This is a genomic window from Arthrobacter sp. FW306-07-I, from assembly GCF_021800405.1.
GTDB lineage: Bacteria > Actinomycetota > Actinomycetes > Actinomycetales > Micrococcaceae > Arthrobacter.
Window position 1 is genome coordinate 3,391,616 of sequence record NZ_CP084550.1, and the last position, 17,831, is coordinate 3,409,446.

The following is a 17,831-nucleotide window of genomic DNA, read 5'->3' on the forward strand; positions in this document are numbered from 1 at the left end:
GCTTACACGGGCTCCGGAATCGTGTCAGGTGCTGTTGGGTCGAAGATTTCGTTAGTCCAAAAGGAGGTGTAAAGGGTGTCGGTTCCGGTGTTGGTGATTTTATGTGTCCACATCGTAGGCATGTCCACAGCTACCGGACGTTCACCTGTCACCTGGAACTCGTGAACTTCGTTGGTGAACATCTTTCGAAGGGAAATAGTGGCGGTCCCGGCGAGCACTGTGAAGCGCTCGATCTTCCGCCGGTGGAAATGGTCCCCGCGGCTGATGCCCGGTTCAGTTGTAGAGAACGACGACTGCCCTGGCCCTCCATGGGTCCTCAGAATTTCAAAGAAGGAACCGCGGGCATCGGCGTGGCGTTGCAGGGGTAGCGGGGCTTGCGCCGGAAAGGTATAGGAGCGGTACGTATTGAAGAGGTCACGATCGAACTTGCTGCGGATATCTGGGATGTCGCCTCGGCTGTACGCCTGGGCAATCGCGGTCAGTCGCTTCAACAGGCCCTTTACCGACTCCCGGACCTGGAGAGACTCGGATTCATCAGGACCAACCGCTCCGATCAGGATGTCAGCGGCATCCTGCACATGGAGCAGGCAGAGCTCCTTGTCATTTTCTACCGTCGGTTGCTCCCCCCGCGACAGGAGATGGCTGAAAGTGGCGGAGACAGCGTTGTAAAACGGCCGTCCATGCTCGCCAAACAAGTTGGGAAGAAGTACGTCCTGAAACTGCACGCCCGCTTTTTCGCTTGCTGCCTGCAGAACGTCGGACGCTTTGCGTTTGGCTTCACCATAGACACTCCCGTTACCTGCCTGGGTGGAGTTGGCAAAGACAACGGTTGCCGGAGGGTTCTCGCTCCTGGCCAACGCCTCTGCAACCTGCACCGCAAAGCGCAGGTTGCCGTCGCGCACTTCTTCATCGGTTCCACGATTCACACCGGCAATATGCACTAGCCGGTGAGCGCCGTCTATGGCGGAAGACGCGGCGTCGATTTGGAAGTCATCGCCCACTGAGAACGATCGACTTGGCCGCATGCCATACATCGCAGCCCTCGTGTGCCACCCAACAAACCCGTTAGCGCCAGTCAGCGCGATTGCATTCATTTGCGGAGGAACTCTTTGTCCCCTGCGAGCCCGGCAGACGCAAGCTCTTGCCGAACTTCCGGGAGCGTAAGCAGAAGATCTTCAACCTCAGCCACTGTCATCCGCTCCACCGTGTGGGAGTCGTAATCGGAGTATCTGGCCTGGACAGGATCTCCTTGCTCAAAATAAATGCTGTAGTTCAGGTCCCGTTTATCTGCCTGAATTCGAAAGTACTCGCCCATATCCTGGGCGCGAGAAAGTTCCTCGCGAGTAGCAAGCGCCTCAGATAGCTTCTCTGCGTGTCTGGTGCCTATGACGTTGATGTTGGAGTTGGACCGGAAAAGGTTGACAGTTGCCTGTGCAAGGTCTCCCACTGTGCATGCCCGTGCTTTCCGGATGAAGAGGTCACCCTGATGCGCATTGTGGAAGGCAAACTCCACCAAGTCCACCGAATCGGCGAGGGACATCATGAACCGGGTCATGTCAGGGTTCGTGACAGTAAGATCCTTGCCCGCCTTGATCTGATTGATGAATAGGGGTATGACTGAACCTCGTGAATACATGACATTGCCGTACCGCACGCAGGAAACGGTGGTTTCCGCATTCGGGTTGTTCAGCCCGTGAGACTGGGCCACCTTCTCCATCATCGCCTTGCTCATGCCCATGGCGTTCACCGGGTAGACCGCTTTATCAGTACTCAGGCAGACCACGGATTTCACACCCGCCTGGTCTGAGGCGCGAACCACGTTCTCACTGCCAACAATATTCGTCTTCATGGCTTCTACCGGGAAAAACTCACAAGACGGCACTTGTTTGAGGGCAGCCGCGTGGAATACAAAATCAACGTCCCGAACAGCCCGCTCGACGCTCTGGTAGTCGCGAATGTCCCCCACGTAGAAGCGCAGGCGGGCATCACCCATTTCGTGACGCATAAGATCCTGCTTGGCTTCGTCGCGGCTAAGAATGCGGATCTCTTCAACGCCCCTCGACAGCAGCTTCTTGGTTACTATGTGGCCGAAGGAGCCTGTACCACCAGTCACGAGGATGCGCTTCCCCTCGTAACCGTTCGAGGTTTCTATCATCGAATATTCCCTTTCCCATTAAGGACTGCCCAGCTAGACGGAATAAGGTTCATACCCTGCTCCCCAGAAATTTCATTACGGTTGATTCCACCAGTTCAAGCGAAGACAAGGACATCGCGGATCCGCTGGGCAGTGTTAGTCCAGTTTCAAAAAGACGCTCCGAAGTCCCGTTTACAAGATGCCGCGCCTGACGGAACACGGGCTGCAGATGCATGGGCTTCCACAACGGCCGGCTCTCGATGTTTTGACGCGCCAATGCCGAGCTAAGTTCTGCTGGGCTAAACCCGGAATCTTGCTCGTCGACAAGTATGGAAGTTAGCCAACAATTGTCGTCTTCATCCGATTCGCCGCCGAAGACTGCCACTCCGGGAACATCATTGAATAGCCTTTTGTAATACTGGCGATGCAACCGGCGGCTTGAGATCATCTCGTCAAGCCGGAGCAGTTGAGCTCGCCCCAGGGCGGCCAACAGATTGCTCAGCCTGTAGTTGTAGCCAATGTCTTCATGCTCGTAGTGCACCACGGGCTGCCGTGCCTGGGTTGCCAGGTACCGGACGCGAGAGGCCAGCTGGCCGTCATCGGTCAGCAACATGCCACCACCTGAAGTGGTCATGATCTTGTTGCCATTGAAGGAGAACACGGCAACGTCCCCCCAAGCACCAGCAGGCTTACCGGCGTGCAATGCGCCGAGCGACTCCGCTGCATCGGCTATCAGCGGAACTCCGTATTGCAGGGCAATGTCGCTGATCGCTGTGTAGTTGACGGCTTTTCCCAGAAGGTCGACGGGAACAATAGCTCCAACCCGTTCACCGGCAGCGGTGAGTGTTCGCAAAGCGTCTTCCAACAGGCTCGGATCCATGTTTCCGGACTCGGGCAGACAGTCGATGAAGAACGGCTCTGCCCCTGTGTAAGTGACCGCGTTCGCGGTGGCGGCAAACGTCATGGTGGATGTAAGGACGACATCACCTGGCCCCACCCCCCGGGCTAGAAGTGCAAGGTGGAGTGCAGCCGTACCGGAGCTCAGCGCAACGGCGTGGCTTCGACCTACACGCTGTGACATTTCCTGTTCAAACCGGTCAACGTCCGGTCCCAAGGGTGCAATCCAGCCCGAATGGAGCGCCTCAAGGATGTATTTTTCCTCCAGCTCGCCCACATCAGGAGCTGACATGTAAATCCGGTCAGTCATTTCTGCTGCCTAATGAGGTAGCAAGGTACGGTTTGGGCGGGTTTGAGGCCCGGTTCACGGAAGCGTGCCAAAGGTGGCCGTCGAGATCCGCCGGATCCAGCGGCGGGACAGCGGTGTGCGTCACCTTGTCGTGAAAGGGCCGCTCACCGTGTTCCTCCTGCCCGAATAGCTCTTCATGAAGCTTTTCACCAGGCCGGAGACCCGTGAATACGATGTCGATTGTCCTGCCAGACATGGAAATCATCCGTTTTGCAACGTCCAAAATCTTAACTGGCCGTCCCATGTCCAGGATCAGCGCCTCCCCCGGACGACCAATCGCACCCGCCTGAATCACCAGTTGGCAAGCTTCTGGAATCGTCATGAAGTATCTCGTGACGTCGGGGTCCGTCACGGTTACCGGTCCGCCGGACTCGATCTGGGCAATAAATGTCGGGAGCATTGAACCGCGGCTTCCGATCACATTACCGAAACGGACTGACACGTAGGACCTTCCGGTTCTCTCGGCCGCCCAAGCGGTAAGTCTTTCGGCAAGCCGCTTCGAGTGCCCCAGCACACTTGTCGGATTTGCTGCCTTATCCGTCGAAATATTGACGAACGTCTCAACGGCAACGCGCTCGGAAGCCTGCAACACACTAAGCGTGCCCAGCACATTCGTCTTCCAGGCTTCTTCGGGGTACTGCTCCAACATGGGCAGATGCTTAAGTGCTGCCGCGTGGAATACCACCTGAGGCTTTCTGCTGTCGAAGATAGCGCGGATGGCTCCCTTATCCCGGATGTCAGCCAGGACCACGTCGCTGCTGTTCAACAGTCCGTGTCCGGAGAGCATCATCTGAACGCCATGCAGCCCGGTTTCATCACGATCCAACATGATGAGCTCCTGCGGGGCATACTTTGACAGTTGGCGGCACAGCTCAGAGCCAATGGATCCGCCAGCACCTGTGACAAGGACGCGCTTGCCAGCAACATAGTCAGCAATCGATGCGATCTCGGTGTCAACAGGCCGGCGCCCAATAATGTCCTCGATGGCCACGTCCCTCAGGTCCGCCAGCCGCATACCGTCCTCCAGTATTTCTGAAAGAAGCGGCATTACCATCAATCGCAGGCCTGCCTTATCGGCTGCGTCTGAGATCCTCCGTATGAACTCTGCATCCGCCCGGGCTACGCACAGGACCATAGCGGTAGCTCCGGTGCTATGCGCCAATGCCTCCAGCTCGGCCCCATTGCCCATAACTGGGACCTGTGACAAGCGCAGGTTCCGTTTTTCCGGGTCGTCGTCAACAAATCCGACGGGCCTGTATGGAGAAGCTGGATCGCTCAGCATTCTCCGTAGGAGATAGGCGCCGGTCTGGCCTGCCCCGTAAATCAGTACACTCTCGGCAGAGTCCAAGGGACGGACTCTGCGTTCGGCGAAGAGCCTGCGGAGATACCGGCTTCCGCCCATCAACACGAAAGCAACGGGCAACGCCACCAAAGCAGTGCTGCGCGGCAAGCCGGGTGCCCTGAGGAAGACCAGGTTGACCACGAACAACACCGAAGCGACTGTGACCACTGTGAACAAAAGCGTTTGTGCCTCATCAAACGCTCCATGCTGGTGCCGCCCCCGGTAGAGAGCCAGACGCCACCCTACTCCAGCCTGGAGAACGATACCGAGCACAGCCAGTATGCCTACAGAGAGCCAGTTCACTGGCTCGGCCACAAAATCGAATCGGAACAGAACAGCGAATGTAACGGCAACGATCCAGGCTTCAGCATCGATCGAGTACTGAACAACTCGAGATGCCCACCGGGCGGCCCGGCCAACATCTGGGGTGCGATTTCGCAGCCGGCCTTCTAATCCCACTTGACTTGTTTCCCCCAAAATTAAACTTCGCACGCGATGATTGGTCATGTCATCCTTCAGATGACTGGCCTTTGAGGCCGGCCCAACTCCGTCCGATCCCCGCCTATTAAAGCACCTTCTGGACTAGTCGCGGACGACGACAATCACGGCGACCGGGTGTTTACAGTTTGTGACAAGCAATAACGAAGCTGGCAAGAAAGTGCTCGGAGCTCTGGTGGTCCACTTGCTCTGTCATGTGCCCCTCGTCGGTTTTCGAGTCGTGGAAGCGGGTACGATGAGGGAAATTTCCCCTCGAACGTCACCCGGAAGGGGCTTCGGTTTTGGAGCTTAAGGATTACTTGCGCATCATCCGGCGAAACTGGATTCTGGTCGTCGCATGCTCGCTGATCGGCATCTTGGGGGCAGGTGCGGTGTCCTTGCTCATGAAGCCGAGTTATAGGTCCGAGACCAAACTCTTCGTCGCATTGCAGAATTCCGGATCGGTTTCTGAGCTTCAGCAGGGCAATGTTTTTAGCCAGGCCAGGGTGCAGTCCTATGTGAAGACAGTGACCACGCCGACAGTCCTGCAACCGGTCATCGACAGCTTGGATCTGAAGACGACCCCGCAGTCCTTGGCGCAAAAAATTGTAGCGACATCAGACATCAATACTGTTCTCATCAGCATTTCGGTTCAAAACGAGTCACCCGTGCAAGCTGCTGCGATAGCCCAATCGGTCAGCCGTAGCTTGATTGCTGCCGTTGATGATTTGGAGAAGCCCTCCAATGGAGGAGCTTCGCCAGTCAAGCTGTCGATAGTGACCCCCGCCACGGCCCCGGCCTCACCCTACTCGCCTAACGTCCAAATGAATTTGATCGTTGGCCTCCTCGCCGGGTTGGCGACCGGAATTGGCCTTGCTGTGCTCCGGGCACTTCTTGACACGCGAATCCGCGGCGAGGCAGACCTGCGCCGGGTAACGAATTCTGCCGTACTCGGTGGTATCAGCTTCGATGCGGATGCCATAAAGAAGCCCCTGCTTACCCAGGCGGCTCACCAAAGCCCACGCGCCGAATCCTTTCGCCAGCTGAGGACGAACCTCCAGTTCGCGCATGTCAGTCATGAATCCAAAACCCTCCTCGTAACTTCCTCGGTCCCTGGAGAGGGCAAAAGCACTACTGCTACGAACCTTGCGATTGCCATGGCACAAGCAGGACAGTCTGTCGCTTTGGTGGATGCGGACCTGCGACGGCCGATGATCGCCGAATACCTGGGCCTCGAACGAAACGCGGGACTAACGACGGCATTAATTGGCAAAGCCGATGTCGACGACTTGCTGCAATCCTGGGGCGACGGCAAACTTTACGTTCTGGCATCCGGACAAATACCGCCAAACCCCAGCGAGTTGCTGGGGTCCGAGAAGATGAAGCAACTCATCATCAGGCTGGAAAGCGTCTTTGACACTGTGATCATCGACGCACCGCCCCTTCTCCCTGTCACTGATGCGGCGGTTCTGGCACAGCAGGTTGGTGGAGTGGTGGTTGTCGTCGGCACTCAAAAGGTTCGAACCGGGGATCTGGAGAAATCTTTCGCGGCGCTCGAAATGGTCCAGGCCGACCTCCTAGGTGTTGTCCTGAACCGTCTGCCACTCAAGGGCCCCGACGCCTATGCCTATAACTCTTACAGCTACAGCACGTCCCCCAGGCCCACGATAAAGCCATCGGCAAACGTGAATTACAAGTCCAGCGAGGATTCGGACGACGTCTTCACCGATGAAATTCTGCATGGAAGTGCACGTGAAGCCACCCGCTTCACCAGCGGCCGCGGACAGGGAGCATAGTGCCCGCCGGCAGTCGAGAGAACTTATCGGGACGGGCGCGGGAACTTCACAAGTCCACATCTTCGGAGGCTCCGCCACTAATGGGGAGCCCAAAGGGGCGTGTCCGTCTTATTCTGCTCCGAACCGCAGCAATCGTCGGTGGAGTCATACTCGTCACGGCTGCTGTCGGAGGTTGGCTTTTCCACCGCGCCATGGAAATAAGAGGCGAACTAGGCACTCTCACTAATGTTGTCCCCCAACTCAAGGATGAGCTCCTTGCTCACGATGAGGCGGCGGCCCGCGCAACATTGGTCCAAATTCAGGCCCACATCCAGAAAGCTCGTTCCGCGGCGACCGATCCAGTATGGAAGGCAGCAGGCTCGGTTCCCGGAATCGGAAGAAACTTCTCGGTTGTTTCAGAACTGGTGCTGTCCGCCGACGACGTCGTCGAGGGGGCTGCGCAACCGCTGCTGCCCGTTTATGACACTCTCGACTGGAAGGCCTTAAAACCAGTCCAGGGGAAGTTTGACTTGGAGGCGCTTGCCGAGTCCTCTCCGAGCATCGTTGCGGCGGCTAACACCGTCGATCTGACCTACGAGCGGCTGTCGGCCATCGAAGATGCTGGCCTCTTGCCCGAGGTGGCCCAGCCCCTCGCCGCCGCGAAGAGCTCTTTGAGTGATCTCAGACGGTCACTCAACATTGCCGCCGACGCATCAGCGCTCCTCCCCAAGATGATGGGGTCTGATGGGACCCGGCACTATCTGGTGCTAATTCAAAACAATGCAGAAGTGCGGGCCACAGGTGGACTCCCCGGGGCTCTGGCAGTGCTGCGGCTGGAAAATGGAACGGTGAGTCTGGATGATCAGTCGAGTGGTGCGGCTCTTGGGAAATTTTCCCCGGCCGTGGACGTCGATCCTGCTCAAACCGCGATGTACACCAAACGCTTGGGCAGTTATATCAGCGACGTCAACCTGACGCCGGATTTTCCCACAGCCGCAAAGGCTGCAAAGGAAATGTGGGAGATCCGGCACGGGACACGATTAGACGGCGTCATTGCACTTGACCCTGTAGTCCTGTCACACATACTCAAGGCGTCCGGCCCCGTTGCTATTCCAAGTGTTAGTCCCGAGCTGGACCAACGTCTCCCCCATGTATTGACGGACAGCAACGTTGTGAAGGCACTCCTTTCGGACGTGTATTTCGCTACCGAGTCAAACGAGCTGCAAGACGCCTATTTCGCTTCCGTTTCAAAGGAAGTTTTCAGCCTCCTAGCTTCAGGAAAAATCCCACCTGACCAATTTCTTGGGGCTCTGGCGACCAGCGTTGACGAGCACAGGCTCCTTGTTTGGAGTAGCCAGAAAGAAGAAGAGGACGTGTTGGAAAAAACCTCCGTGGGGGGCGCAGTCTCCGGTCTCACAGCTGGTGGTGCTGCCTTCGGCGTCTACTTCAACGACGGAACCGGCGCCAAAATGGATTACTACGTGAGGAAGACTGTGCGGCTGGAGTCTGTCTGTACCGATGGTGACTATGCCGCGTACAAAGTCAAAATCGCCATGACGAACACGGCACCCTTGGACGCGACAAAGGCACTGCCGGTGGCCGTCACTGGTGATGGACGCTTCGGCACTCCTCGGGGCTCCATTCAAACCAATGTCACAGTCTATGGCCCGGCCTTGTCTCATCTGGATACCGCTCTTCAGGACAATGCGAAGGTCAGCTTTGGATCACACTTACACAACGACCGACCTGTTGGAATCGTTGCGGCAAGGTTGGAGCCCGGGCAAACGTCGGAAATTGAGATGACCTTCGTAAAGGTAGTGCAGCAAGCTGAGCCCTCGGTCGTTGTCACACCCACCGTCCAAGACGTTAAGGAAGTGCTGCTGCCCACCGTAAAAACTTCATGCGCAGGATAAACCCTGTAAAGGAACTTGACAGACGTTGCCCGTCGGCTTGAGGAGATGGTAGCGTGCTTTTGGGATATATGTCCGTAATTCTGCAAATGGTCTCTTGCAGGGAGGAAACCTCCTCAAAACGGATTACATCAAAATAACGTCTCCGGGGGGACATCAATGAAAAAAATACTCTCAGCACTTGCGCTGGCAGGTTCAATCGCACTGCTCGGCTCAGCGCCGGCCATGGCCGCCACTTACCCGCCACTTCCGCCGCAGGCCGCGGTATCCGATGGAGTAGTTGGCCCGGGCGAAACTTTCGTCTTCCGCGGCCAGGGCTTCCTCGCCGGCGAACGACTGATCATCCGCGTAACGCCCGGACAGGCTCCTGCCTCCAACGGCGCCAACATCGCAGGTAGCCGTGCGGTTGCCGCTCGCATCAACGTTGTGGCGGAAGCACAGACCTTGACGACCACTGCTGACGCGCAGGGCGCATTCGCTTTGCCGATCGCTATCAACGAAGCCGGCACCTACAGCCTGACGGCTACCGGCGAGACCTCTGGCGTCACCGTTGGCCCCGTCACGGTTACCGTGGCAGCTTCGCTGGCCAACACCGGTGGCAACGCTGCCGGCGCTCCTTTGGCCAACACCGGCAGTGGACTAGCCAACACCGGTGCTGATGCCAGCCTGCTTCTGTGTGGTGCGGCTGGCGTTGGTGCTCTTGGCTTGGGTGCAGCAGGCGTCATCCTGGTTCGACGCAACAAGTCGGAAGCTTCTGCTTAGTACTAGCCGACCAGGCACAAAGGTGGGTGCTTCTCCGGAATCGGAGAAGCACCCACCTTTTGCTTTGTGTGTGGTATCTATTTGAAGTATGGGGAGACACTGGCGCAAAGCACCACGAGAGTACGTCTTTTCCATCCCGCTCCCCCGGCCCCAGGTGCTGCACTACGTGCTTCTTGCGCTCCTGGCTGCATCAGCCCTCGGGACCGCCGCGTTAGCCCTTCTACGGGCCTCCTGAGATCCCTTTGAGACTTCTCCAGAACCATCGCCTGTGGCGCGCAATCCTGATAGCCATGCTCATACCCCTGGCGTTCGTTGCATTTTGGCCGTCGCCGGTCGACAAGCCTGTTTCAGGAGAACTTTCAGCGACGCTGCAATTTCTTCATCGCCACGGCTTCCCCGGCCGGTTTAACTACCAGTTCGTAGAAGCCACCGCCAACGTTGTCCTATTCGTACCGGTCGGCTTCGTAGGCAGTTTGGCATTTCCGGAAAAATACTGGTGGCAAATCGGAGCATTCGGACTACTGATTTCCGGCTGTATCGAACTGGGACAGCTCCTGTTTCTTCATGACCGCTTTGCAAGCCCGTCAGACATCGTGACAAACACGTCAGGGGCTGTCATAGGCGCCCTTCCGGCGGCCTTGGCATTCCGGACACGGAAGAGGCCCGCTGCCTTCCGGCAACGGGCCTCCAAGAAGCAATAGCAGATCGGGACTACCCGACGAAGTTCTTCATCCAGGTTTTCAGGTCCTCACCGAACTCAACCCGCTCGGATGCAAGCGTGATGACGGCCTTGAGGTAGCTGAGCTTGTCGCCGGTGTCGTAGCGGCGGCCCTTGAAGACCACGCCATACACGCCGGAGCCTTCGCCCTCGCCCGCGGCGAGGGTCTGCAGGGCGTCCGTCAGCTGGATCTCGTTACCGCGGCCCGGCTCCGTGTTCTCCAGGACGCCGAACACGGAGTGGTGCAGCACGTAGCGACCAATGACGGCCAGGTTGGATGGAGCCTCGCCGACGGCCGGTTTCTCCACCAGGCTGTTGACGCGGACGTAGTCCTCGCCGTCCACAGCAGTGATGTCTGCGCAGCCGTAGGCACTGATCTGCGACGGATCAACCTCGATCAGCGCGATCACCGAACCGCCCGTCTTCTGCTGCACCTCCATCATGGTATTCAGCAGGGTCTCTGCCTCGTCGATGAGGTCATCGCCCAGCAGGACGGCGAACGGCTCGTCACCCACGTGCTGCTGGGCACAGAGAACAGCGTGGCCCAGTCCCTTCGCCTCGCCCTGGCGGACATAGTGGATGGGGCCCAGGTGGGAGGCATACTCCACCAGACCCAGCTTGTCCTTGTCGCCCTTGGCCTCCAGCGCAGCCTCCAGGCCGGGCTCGCGGTCGAAGTGGTCCTCCAGGGCGCGCTTGTTGCGGCCCGTGATCATCAGCAGGTCCGTGAGGCCTGCATTCACCGCTTCCTCCACCACATACTGGATGGCGGGACGATCAACTACCGGCAACATCTCCTTCGGCATTGCCTTGGTGGCGGGCAGGAAGCGTGTTCCCAATCCGGCGGCAGGAATGACGGCTTTGGTAATAGCTTTCCGCTTAGTCATAGCTGAACCTTACAAATCAGCGGCAGACAAAGGCAATTGACCGCCCGTGAACTTCGGCTCGCGCTTCTCCTGGAAGGCCCGGAAACCCTCTGCGTAATCGTCGGTTTTGCAGAGTCGCGCCTGCTCCTCGTTCTCCTCCTGCATGGCCTGCCACAGGCCCAGCCGCTGGTCGCGGATGTGCCCCACGAGCTCCTTCGAGGCAACAAAGGCGCCCGTGGCGCCGGCAGCAACCCGCGAGACAATCTCCCGCGTGGAGTCCAGCAGCTCGGCGGGCGGCATGGCGCGGCTGAACATCCCCTGCGCCACGGCCTCGGCACCCGAGATCAGGTCAGCGGTGTAGATCAGGTCCAGTGTCCGGTGCATGCCCAGCCGCTCGGTGAAGTACCAGTGGCCGCCCGAATCCAGCGTGGCCCCCAGCTTGGCGAACGGCGAGCCGAACTTGGCGTTCTCCGCCACGTACACCACGTCCGTGGCCAGCAGCAGCCCCAGCCCCACGCCCAGGCACGCGCCCTGCGCCGCGGCAAAGGTGGGGGCGGGAAAAGAAGCCATCTTCTTCAGCAGCGGCTCCACCAGCCCGCCCAGGTAGGCGGCGGCGTCGTCGCTCTCCGGGGTGACCCCCGATATGTCCCGGCCCGCGCAGAAGGCGCGGCCCTCTCCCCTCAGCAGCAGTGCCCGCACCTCACCGCGTGAGGCGGCGGCAGCAGCGTCGTCGTACGCCTGTGCTAAATCCCGCAGCGCCTGCTCATCCAGCGAGTTCAGCTTGTGGGGTGCGTCCAGGACGACTTCTGCAACACCGTTGCTGATGGAAAGGGAAATCATGGGGCTCCTTTAGTGAGTAACAACTTAGACGTCGAAGTCGACCGTGACTTCCTTGCTGGTGGGGTGGCTCTGGCAGGTCAGGACGTAGCCCTTGTCCAGCTCATCCTGCTCCAGCGCATAGTTCTCGTCCATGGCCACGCTGCCGGTGACCACCTTGGCCCGGCACGTGCCGCACACTCCCCCGGCGCACGCGAACGGCACGTCCGGGCGCACCCGCAGCGCCGCGTTCAGGATCGACTCGCGGGCGTGCGTGGGGCTGGCCACCTCGCCCTGCAGGCCGTCCAGCTTGAACGTGATCTTGTACGTCTCCTTGGACTCGTCCACGATCACGGGACGGCCGGCCTGCCCCTCCGGACGGTCCGGCTTGCCGGAGGTGAACAGCTCGAACCGGACGTGCTCCGGCTTCACCCCGCGCTCGGCCAGGGTGTCCCGGCACAGCTGCACCAGCTCGAACGGCCCGCACAGGAACCACTCGTCCACATCGTCCGCGTGCAGGGCGGTGCCCAGCAGCTGCTGCAGCTTCTCCGCGTCGATCCGTCCGGAGAGCAGCGGCGCGATCCGCTGCTCACGGCTCAACACGTGGTGGATGGCCAGCCGCTGCGGGTACTTGTCCTTCAGGTCCGCCAGTTCCTCCAGGAACATCACGTCCATGGCAGCCTTGTTGGCGTAGATCAGGTCGAACCGGGTGTCCGGGTTGGCGGCCAGCAGCGTCCGGGCGATAGCGATCACCGGGGTGATCCCGGACCCCGCCGCGATGGCCACAAAGTTCCCCGGCTCCCCCGCCAGTTCCTCTGGGTGGTTCATCGAATTCATGACGTTCTGCTCCACGGCCTGCCCGTCCCGGCCGTGCTTGGACACGAACGCGCCCATGGGGCTCATCACGTCCAGGGTGTCCCCCGCCTTCAGCTCAGCATTGGCCCACGTGGAGAACAGGCCGCCCAGGTCCTTCTTGATGGCCACGCGGATCTCGCTGGTGCCGTCCGCGAAGCTGCGCGGCTCTGCGCAGATGGAGTAGCTGCGGCGGATTTCCTTCGGCTCGCCGGTCTCATCCGGCAGCGTGGTGCGCAGGGCCACGTACTGGCCGGGCAGGTAGTCGAACTTGCCGGCGAGCTCTGCCGGCACATGGAAGGCGACCTCGATGGCGTCATCAGTGAGCCGGCGCACCTCCTTCACGGCCAGGGTGTGGAAGGACGGACGACGGCGGCCGGTCACCTCAGCCTCTTCGGCGGCGGTCTGGCGGACAACAGGCATGGGGGGCTTCCTTACAGGACTTTGAAGTAGTCGAACGGTTCCTTGCAGTCCTGGCACACATACAGCGCCTTGCAGGACGTGGAACCGAAGCGGGTGAGTTCCTTGGTGTTGAGGCTGTTGCACTGCGGGCACTTCACGGCCAGGCTCAGCCGGATGGGGCCGGAGTGGCCGCCTGCCCGGGAGTTGCCGCTGGGCGGGGCGATGCCGTACTCCTGCAGCTTCTGCTTGCCGGCCTCGGTCATCCAATCAGTGGTCCACGCCGGGGAGAGGACCAGGTCCACGTGCACGTCCTGGTAGCCCTCCTTGGCGAAGGCGGTGTAGAGGTCGTCGCGGATGGCGTCCATCGCCGGGCAGCCCGAGTACGTGGGGGTGATGGTGACTTTCACAGTCCCGGTCTCCGTCACCTGCACGTCCCGCAGGATCCCCAGGTCCGCGATGGTGAGCACCGGGATCTCCGGGTCCACCACGGTGGCCGCGATGTCCCAGGCGCGCTTCTCCCCCGACGGTGCTGCCGGCGTCGCACGCTTTGCCTCGAAGTCGCTGACGTAGATGTCCACGACCGTCACCAGCTTGCCCCGGGATGCTCGCGGGCCAGCACCTGCATCTCCGCGAGGATGTAGCCCAGGTACTCCGAGTGCCGGCCCTGCCGGCCGCCGCCCGGGGCCGGGGGCACGTCCGGAACCTCCAGCTCGGCTTCCTTGAGGACGTCCGCGACCAGGCGATCAAAGTCCTCCCTCAGGCTGGAAGGCGCGACGGCGGCACCGGCCTCGGCGAGCTTTTCGGTCAGTTCGTCGTCCTGGAACAGTTCGGTGACGTACGGCCACATGAGGCGCAGGCCGTGGATCATCCTGGTGCGCGATTCCTCGGTGCCGCCGGCCAGGCGCAGGATCCACTGGGCGCTGTGGTCGCGGTGGTAGTCCACTTCCTTCACTGCCTTGGCGGCGATGGCAGCCAGGGTGGCGTCCGTGGATTCGGTGAGGCGGCGGTAGAGCTCGTACTGGTAGTAGCTCACCACGAACTGGCGGGCGATGGTGGCCGCGAAGTCGCCGTTGGGCTGCTCGAACAGCTGGACGCTGCGGAACTCGTGTTCGCGGCGGAAGTAGGCCAGGTCATCCTCGGTCTTGGCCGTGCCGTCCTCGTTGGGCATCCCGGCGCCGGCGTAGGTGAGGAAGCTGCGGGCGTGGCCCAGCTGGTCCAGGGCGATGTTGCCCAGGGCGATGTCCTCCTCCAGCTCCGGGGCGCGGGAGATCCAGTGGCCCAGGCGCTGCGCGAGGATGAGGGCGTCGTCGCCCAGCCTCAGTGCATACTCCGCGATGTCCTCGCTGGGCTTGGCCAGGCCGGTCTTGACCTCCAGGGCAATGTCCTCCGGGCGGAGGGCGTTGCCGGGGGTGATGCGGGTTGCGGAATCCGTGCCAGGGGCCACGCCGGCGAGGGACCCGCTGCGAGCTTGCGAGCTGTGGGAGCCGGTGGGGATCACAGGTGCTTCACTCCCTCGCTCTTGGTGTAGTACGTGGCGTGCCGGTAGTCCTTGCCCTGCGGGCTTTCGAAGAAGGAGCCCTTGGAGTCGGGGTCGCTGGCGGCGATGGCGTCGGCCGGGACCACCCAGATGGAGACGCCCTCGTTGCGGCGGGTGTAGAGGTCGCGGGCATTGCGGAGGGCCATGGCGGCGTCCGGTGCGTGCAGGGAGCCGGCGTGGACGTGGCTCAGGCCGCGGCTGGACCGGACGAAGACCTCCCAGAGGCCCCAGGTGGAGCGGTCGTGGTGGTTGACGTCCGTTGCAGGGGCTGCCTCTACCTTGGGGCTGGCCTTGGGGGCTTCGCGGTTGATCTCGGTGGCCGAGCTGGCCGGGGTTTCGGGGTTGCCGTGTGGGCTCATGCTGCGTTTTCCTTCTGCATCTTTGCTGACTGTTTTGCTCGCTGCTTGTCCGCATACGCGGCGGCTGCCTCCCTAACCCAGGCGCCGTCGTCGTGCGCAGCCCTCCGCCGCTCAAGGCGCTGGGCGTTGCAGGGACCGCGGCCGGCCAGGACTTCCTGGAACTCGTGCCAGTCCAGGGGGCCGTGCTCCCACTTTTTGGTGTCCTCGTTGAAGCGGACCTGGTCATCCGGGAGGGTGAGGCCCAGGACCCGGACCTGCTCCACCATCATGCCGACGAACCGGCTGCGGAGCTCGTCATTGCTGAACCGCTTGATGTTCCAGGCCATGGACTGCTTGGAGTTGGGCGAATCGTCGTCCGGCGGGCCGAACATCATCAGGGCCGGGGCGTACCAGCGGTTCACGGCGTCCTGGGCCATCTGCTTCTGGGCAGGCGTGCCGTTGGAGAGCTCCAGGAGGATCTCGAAGCCCTGGCGCTGGTGGAACGACTCCTCCTTGCAGATGCGGACCATGGCCCGGCCGTAGGGGCCGTACGAGGCCCGGCACAGCGGGACCTGGTTGCAGATGGCTGCGCCGTCCACCAGCCAGCCGATGGCACCCATGTCCGCCCAGGTGAGCGCGGGGTAGTTGAAGATGCTGGAGTAGCGGGCCTTGCCGGCGATGAGGTCGTCCATCATCTTGTCCCGGGACTGGCCCAGCGTTTCGGCGGCCGAGTAGAGGTAGAGCCCGTGGCCGGCCTCATCCTGGACCTTGGCCATGAGGATGGCTTTGCGCTTCAGGCTGGGGGCGCGGGAGATCCAGTTGGCCTCCGGCTGCATGCCGATGATCTCCGAGTGCGCGTGCTGGCTCACTTGGCGCAGGAGGGTCTTGCGGTAGGCGGCGGGCATCCAGTCGCGGGGCTCGATGCGCGAGTCCTCGGCGATGATCCGGTCGAAGTGGGCCTGGCCTGCCGCATCTGCTGTTTCGCTGGTTCCAGCCGTTAGCTCGACCGGCACTGACTGCAAGTTCTGCGCTGCCATGGTTGCTCCTATGCAAAGACCTTCTGGGACGTGCGGAATTATTTACCGACCGTTCGTTCAGGATATGTTGGCGTGCCGGAACTCGTCAAGCGTGCCGCCCCTCTTCCGACGCCCGCTCACCTTTGGCAACCTTTCTCCCCACGCCCGCTCACGTCTCGCAACCTTTCCTCCCACGCCCGCTCACTCCCGGCGCGGCTCGGCTGAATGCGGGCTCACTGCCGCGGACCGCGGGGAACAGTACTGCGAGCGCTCGCAGGGGACTTTCAGCCCTATAGCCGGGCCCGCAAAGCTTGTCATTCTTGTAGAGGTACCGTCCGGGTCCCCAGTTTTCGGGGCCGGATCGGCGGACTTGAGGGGGATCCGGGAGAGCTTCCAGCCTGCAGGACGGGATGCAGAGCTTGGGCGGGCAATGTTTGGGTGAGGAGTTGACGCGTGGTAACCGTGGAGGAGTACAGGGCAGTGCACGGCAGTGGGCCAGCCAGCCGGAAAGACCTGGCAGCCGAGCTTGGCGATGGGGGATGCAACGTCATCAGGAACAGCGGCGGAGTGATCGGCCGGTGGGGCTCCTGGGAGGTAGCCAGCAGGGCCCTGAACGAACTGCAAAAGCTTGGGTTCGGGTTCGAGTACTGGTTGGAGGAGTCCCATCAGTGGGCGCGCGAAACTGGGTTGAGGACCAGTTGCTCGGTCTGCGGTATGTCACGGGGGATCCCTGCGTTGGCCGGCCGGATTATGGGCATCGAATGGTCATGATTTATCGGCTGGTCTTTCTCCTGTAGGCCTGCAGTTTGCCGTTCCTTGCGGAGCGGACTTTCGGCCCTGCCCGTGTACGGGGTGTTGCGGGATGATGTGGTGAGGATTCTTCCGAACGGGGCGGCCATTTGAAATGGGGTGGCCGGGGAGGGCATGAGCCGATAAGAGCATCGTCATGGATACATCAGCAACACCACAGAATGGGGTTCGGTCCGAGGCACTGCCCGTCCGGGTGTTCATCGTCAGCGACCATGAGTTGGTCCGGCAGGGGCTGCGGGACTTGCTGGAGCATGAAGGATTCCAAGTGGTGGGTGAAGGCGGCTCGGCGGCTGAAACCTACCGCTTGATCCCGAGCCTGGATCCGGACATCGCTGTCCTGGACGAGCGCCTGCCGGACTCTACGGGCATTGAGGTCTGCCGCCACCTGCGCTCTACCGCGCCGTCGGTGAGATGCCTGATTCTGACCGGTTGGGACGAACAGCACGGGGTGAGGGCAGCCGTGCTGGCGGGCGCGTCAGGGTACGCGGTGAAGCGGGTCGGGGGCATCGGGGATTTTCTCAACGATGTCCGTGCGATAGCAGCCGGCCGCTCGCTGCTGGAGCCAGAGATCCGGGAAAGGGTTGCCGAGAGCCTCTCCGCAACTGCTGGGGTCCACTGGCTGGAGGCCATGACCTTTGAGGAGCGCAACGTCTTTGCGCTCATGGCCCGCGGCATGACCAACAGGCAAATCGAACTGCATATGACGGCTTCCCAGGAGACGGTTGTCCGCTGCGTGTCTTCGGTCTTGCAGAAACTGGGCTTCAGCCGGCGGGACAAACTGGCGCCACCGGCTGCTACGGGTCAAAGCGTCTGAAGAGCGCTGGTTGGGCCGC

The 17,831-nt window shown here is 61.0% G+C and carries 17 protein-coding genes; 6 read left to right on the plus strand and 11 right to left on the minus strand.

Annotated elements, in window-relative coordinates; all coding sequences use genetic code 11:
- Window positions 1–2: 2 nt before the first annotated feature.
- From LFT46_RS15720 to LFT46_RS15735, 4 genes are read right to left on the minus strand one after another with little or no spacing between them, the layout of a single operon-like run.
- A complete protein-coding gene (locus LFT46_RS15720; protein ID WP_236820311.1) occupies window positions 3–1,094 on the minus strand; it encodes a polysaccharide biosynthesis C-terminal domain-containing protein in 1,092 nt (363 codons plus the stop codon).
- Window positions 1,091–2,155, minus strand: a complete 1,065-nt coding sequence (locus LFT46_RS15725) for a polysaccharide biosynthesis protein (RefSeq protein ID WP_236820312.1) — start codon at window positions 2,153–2,155, stop codon at window positions 1,091–1,093. The genes LFT46_RS15720 and LFT46_RS15725 overlap by 4 nt, the downstream gene beginning before the upstream one ends.
- Before the next feature lie 49 nt (window positions 2,156–2,204).
- Window positions 2,205–3,341: a DegT/DnrJ/EryC1/StrS family aminotransferase gene (locus LFT46_RS15730; RefSeq protein WP_236820313.1), complete on the minus strand. Its 1,137-nt coding sequence runs from the start codon at window positions 3,339–3,341 to the stop codon at window positions 2,205–2,207.
- Window positions 3,334–5,229 carry a polysaccharide biosynthesis protein gene (locus LFT46_RS15735; protein ID WP_236820314.1) on the minus strand — a complete coding sequence of 632 codons (1,896 nt, stop codon included), beginning with the start codon at window positions 5,227–5,229 and terminating at the stop codon, window positions 3,334–3,336. Before LFT46_RS15735 ends, LFT46_RS15730 begins: the two co-directional genes overlap by 8 nt.
- A gap of 272 nt (window positions 5,230–5,501) precedes the next feature.
- On the opposite strand from LFT46_RS15735, the gene LFT46_RS15740 reads away from it, so the two are divergent.
- The 4 genes from LFT46_RS15740 (at window position 5,502) to LFT46_RS15755 (ending at window position 10,347) form a co-directional block, all read left to right on the plus strand.
- The gene (locus tag LFT46_RS15740; RefSeq protein WP_236820315.1) at window positions 5,502–6,995 is read left to right on the plus strand and encodes a polysaccharide biosynthesis tyrosine autokinase; all 1,494 of its coding nucleotides are present in this window, start codon (window positions 5,502–5,504) and stop codon (window positions 6,993–6,995) included.
- 80 nt (window positions 6,996–7,075) lie between these two features.
- Complete coding sequence (locus tag LFT46_RS15745) at window positions 7,076–8,887, plus strand: DUF4012 domain-containing protein (protein ID WP_236820316.1); 1,812 nt, start codon at window positions 7,076–7,078, stop codon at window positions 8,885–8,887.
- Window positions 8,888–9,043: 156 nt separating this feature from the next.
- Window positions 9,044–9,646 carry a peptidase gene (locus LFT46_RS15750; protein ID WP_236820317.1) on the plus strand — a complete coding sequence of 201 codons (603 nt, stop codon included), beginning with the start codon at window positions 9,044–9,046 and terminating at the stop codon, window positions 9,644–9,646.
- Window positions 9,647–9,936: 290 nt separating this feature from the next.
- Window positions 9,937–10,347, plus strand: a complete 411-nt coding sequence (locus tag LFT46_RS15755; RefSeq protein ID WP_236820318.1) for a VanZ family protein — start codon at window positions 9,937–9,939, stop codon at window positions 10,345–10,347.
- A 10-nt stretch (window positions 10,348–10,357) separates the two neighbouring features.
- Here LFT46_RS15755 and galU read toward each other — a convergent pair whose 3' ends face one another.
- The 7 genes from galU to paaA are packed head-to-tail and all read right to left on the minus strand — an operon-like array spanning window position 10,358 to window position 16,209.
- Window positions 10,358–11,248 (minus strand): UTP--glucose-1-phosphate uridylyltransferase GalU, encoded by an 891-nt coding sequence (gene galU, locus LFT46_RS15760; protein WP_236820319.1) that lies wholly within the window; start codon window positions 11,246–11,248, stop codon window positions 10,358–10,360.
- Between the two features lie 9 nt (window positions 11,249–11,257).
- The gene (locus tag LFT46_RS15765; protein ID WP_236820320.1) at window positions 11,258–12,067 is read right to left on the minus strand and encodes an enoyl-CoA hydratase/isomerase family protein; all 810 of its coding nucleotides are present in this window, start codon (window positions 12,065–12,067) and stop codon (window positions 11,258–11,260) included.
- Window positions 12,068–12,091: 24 nt separating this feature from the next.
- The gene (paaE, locus tag LFT46_RS15770; protein WP_236820321.1) at window positions 12,092–13,318 is read right to left on the minus strand and encodes a 1,2-phenylacetyl-CoA epoxidase subunit PaaE; all 1,227 of its coding nucleotides are present in this window, start codon (window positions 13,316–13,318) and stop codon (window positions 12,092–12,094) included.
- A gap of 11 nt (window positions 13,319–13,329) precedes the next feature.
- Window positions 13,330–13,869, minus strand: coding sequence for a 1,2-phenylacetyl-CoA epoxidase subunit PaaD (gene paaD / locus LFT46_RS15775; protein ID WP_272910842.1), 540 nt, complete (start codon window positions 13,867–13,869; stop codon window positions 13,330–13,332).
- An 11-nt stretch (window positions 13,870–13,880) separates the two neighbouring features.
- Window positions 13,881–14,741, minus strand: a complete 861-nt coding sequence (paaC, locus tag LFT46_RS15780) for a 1,2-phenylacetyl-CoA epoxidase subunit PaaC (RefSeq protein ID WP_236822061.1) — start codon at window positions 14,739–14,741, stop codon at window positions 13,881–13,883.
- A 50-nt stretch (window positions 14,742–14,791) separates the two neighbouring features.
- Window positions 14,792–15,193, minus strand: a complete 402-nt coding sequence (gene paaB, locus LFT46_RS15785) for a 1,2-phenylacetyl-CoA epoxidase subunit PaaB (protein WP_236820322.1) — start codon at window positions 15,191–15,193, stop codon at window positions 14,792–14,794.
- The gene (paaA, locus tag LFT46_RS15790; RefSeq protein WP_236820323.1) at window positions 15,190–16,209 is read right to left on the minus strand and encodes a 1,2-phenylacetyl-CoA epoxidase subunit PaaA; all 1,020 of its coding nucleotides are present in this window, start codon (window positions 16,207–16,209) and stop codon (window positions 15,190–15,192) included. Before paaA ends, paaB begins: the two co-directional genes overlap by 4 nt.
- A gap of 432 nt (window positions 16,210–16,641) precedes the next feature.
- Between paaA and LFT46_RS15795 the strand changes: the two genes are divergently transcribed.
- The gene (locus tag LFT46_RS15795) at window positions 16,642–16,959 is read left to right on the plus strand and encodes a hypothetical protein (protein WP_236799371.1); all 318 of its coding nucleotides are present in this window, start codon (window positions 16,642–16,644) and stop codon (window positions 16,957–16,959) included.
- A gap of 175 nt (window positions 16,960–17,134) precedes the next feature.
- Window positions 17,135–17,812, plus strand: a complete 678-nt coding sequence (locus LFT46_RS15800) for a response regulator transcription factor (RefSeq protein WP_236799372.1) — start codon at window positions 17,135–17,137, stop codon at window positions 17,810–17,812.
- Window positions 17,813–17,831 lie beyond the last annotated feature (19 nt).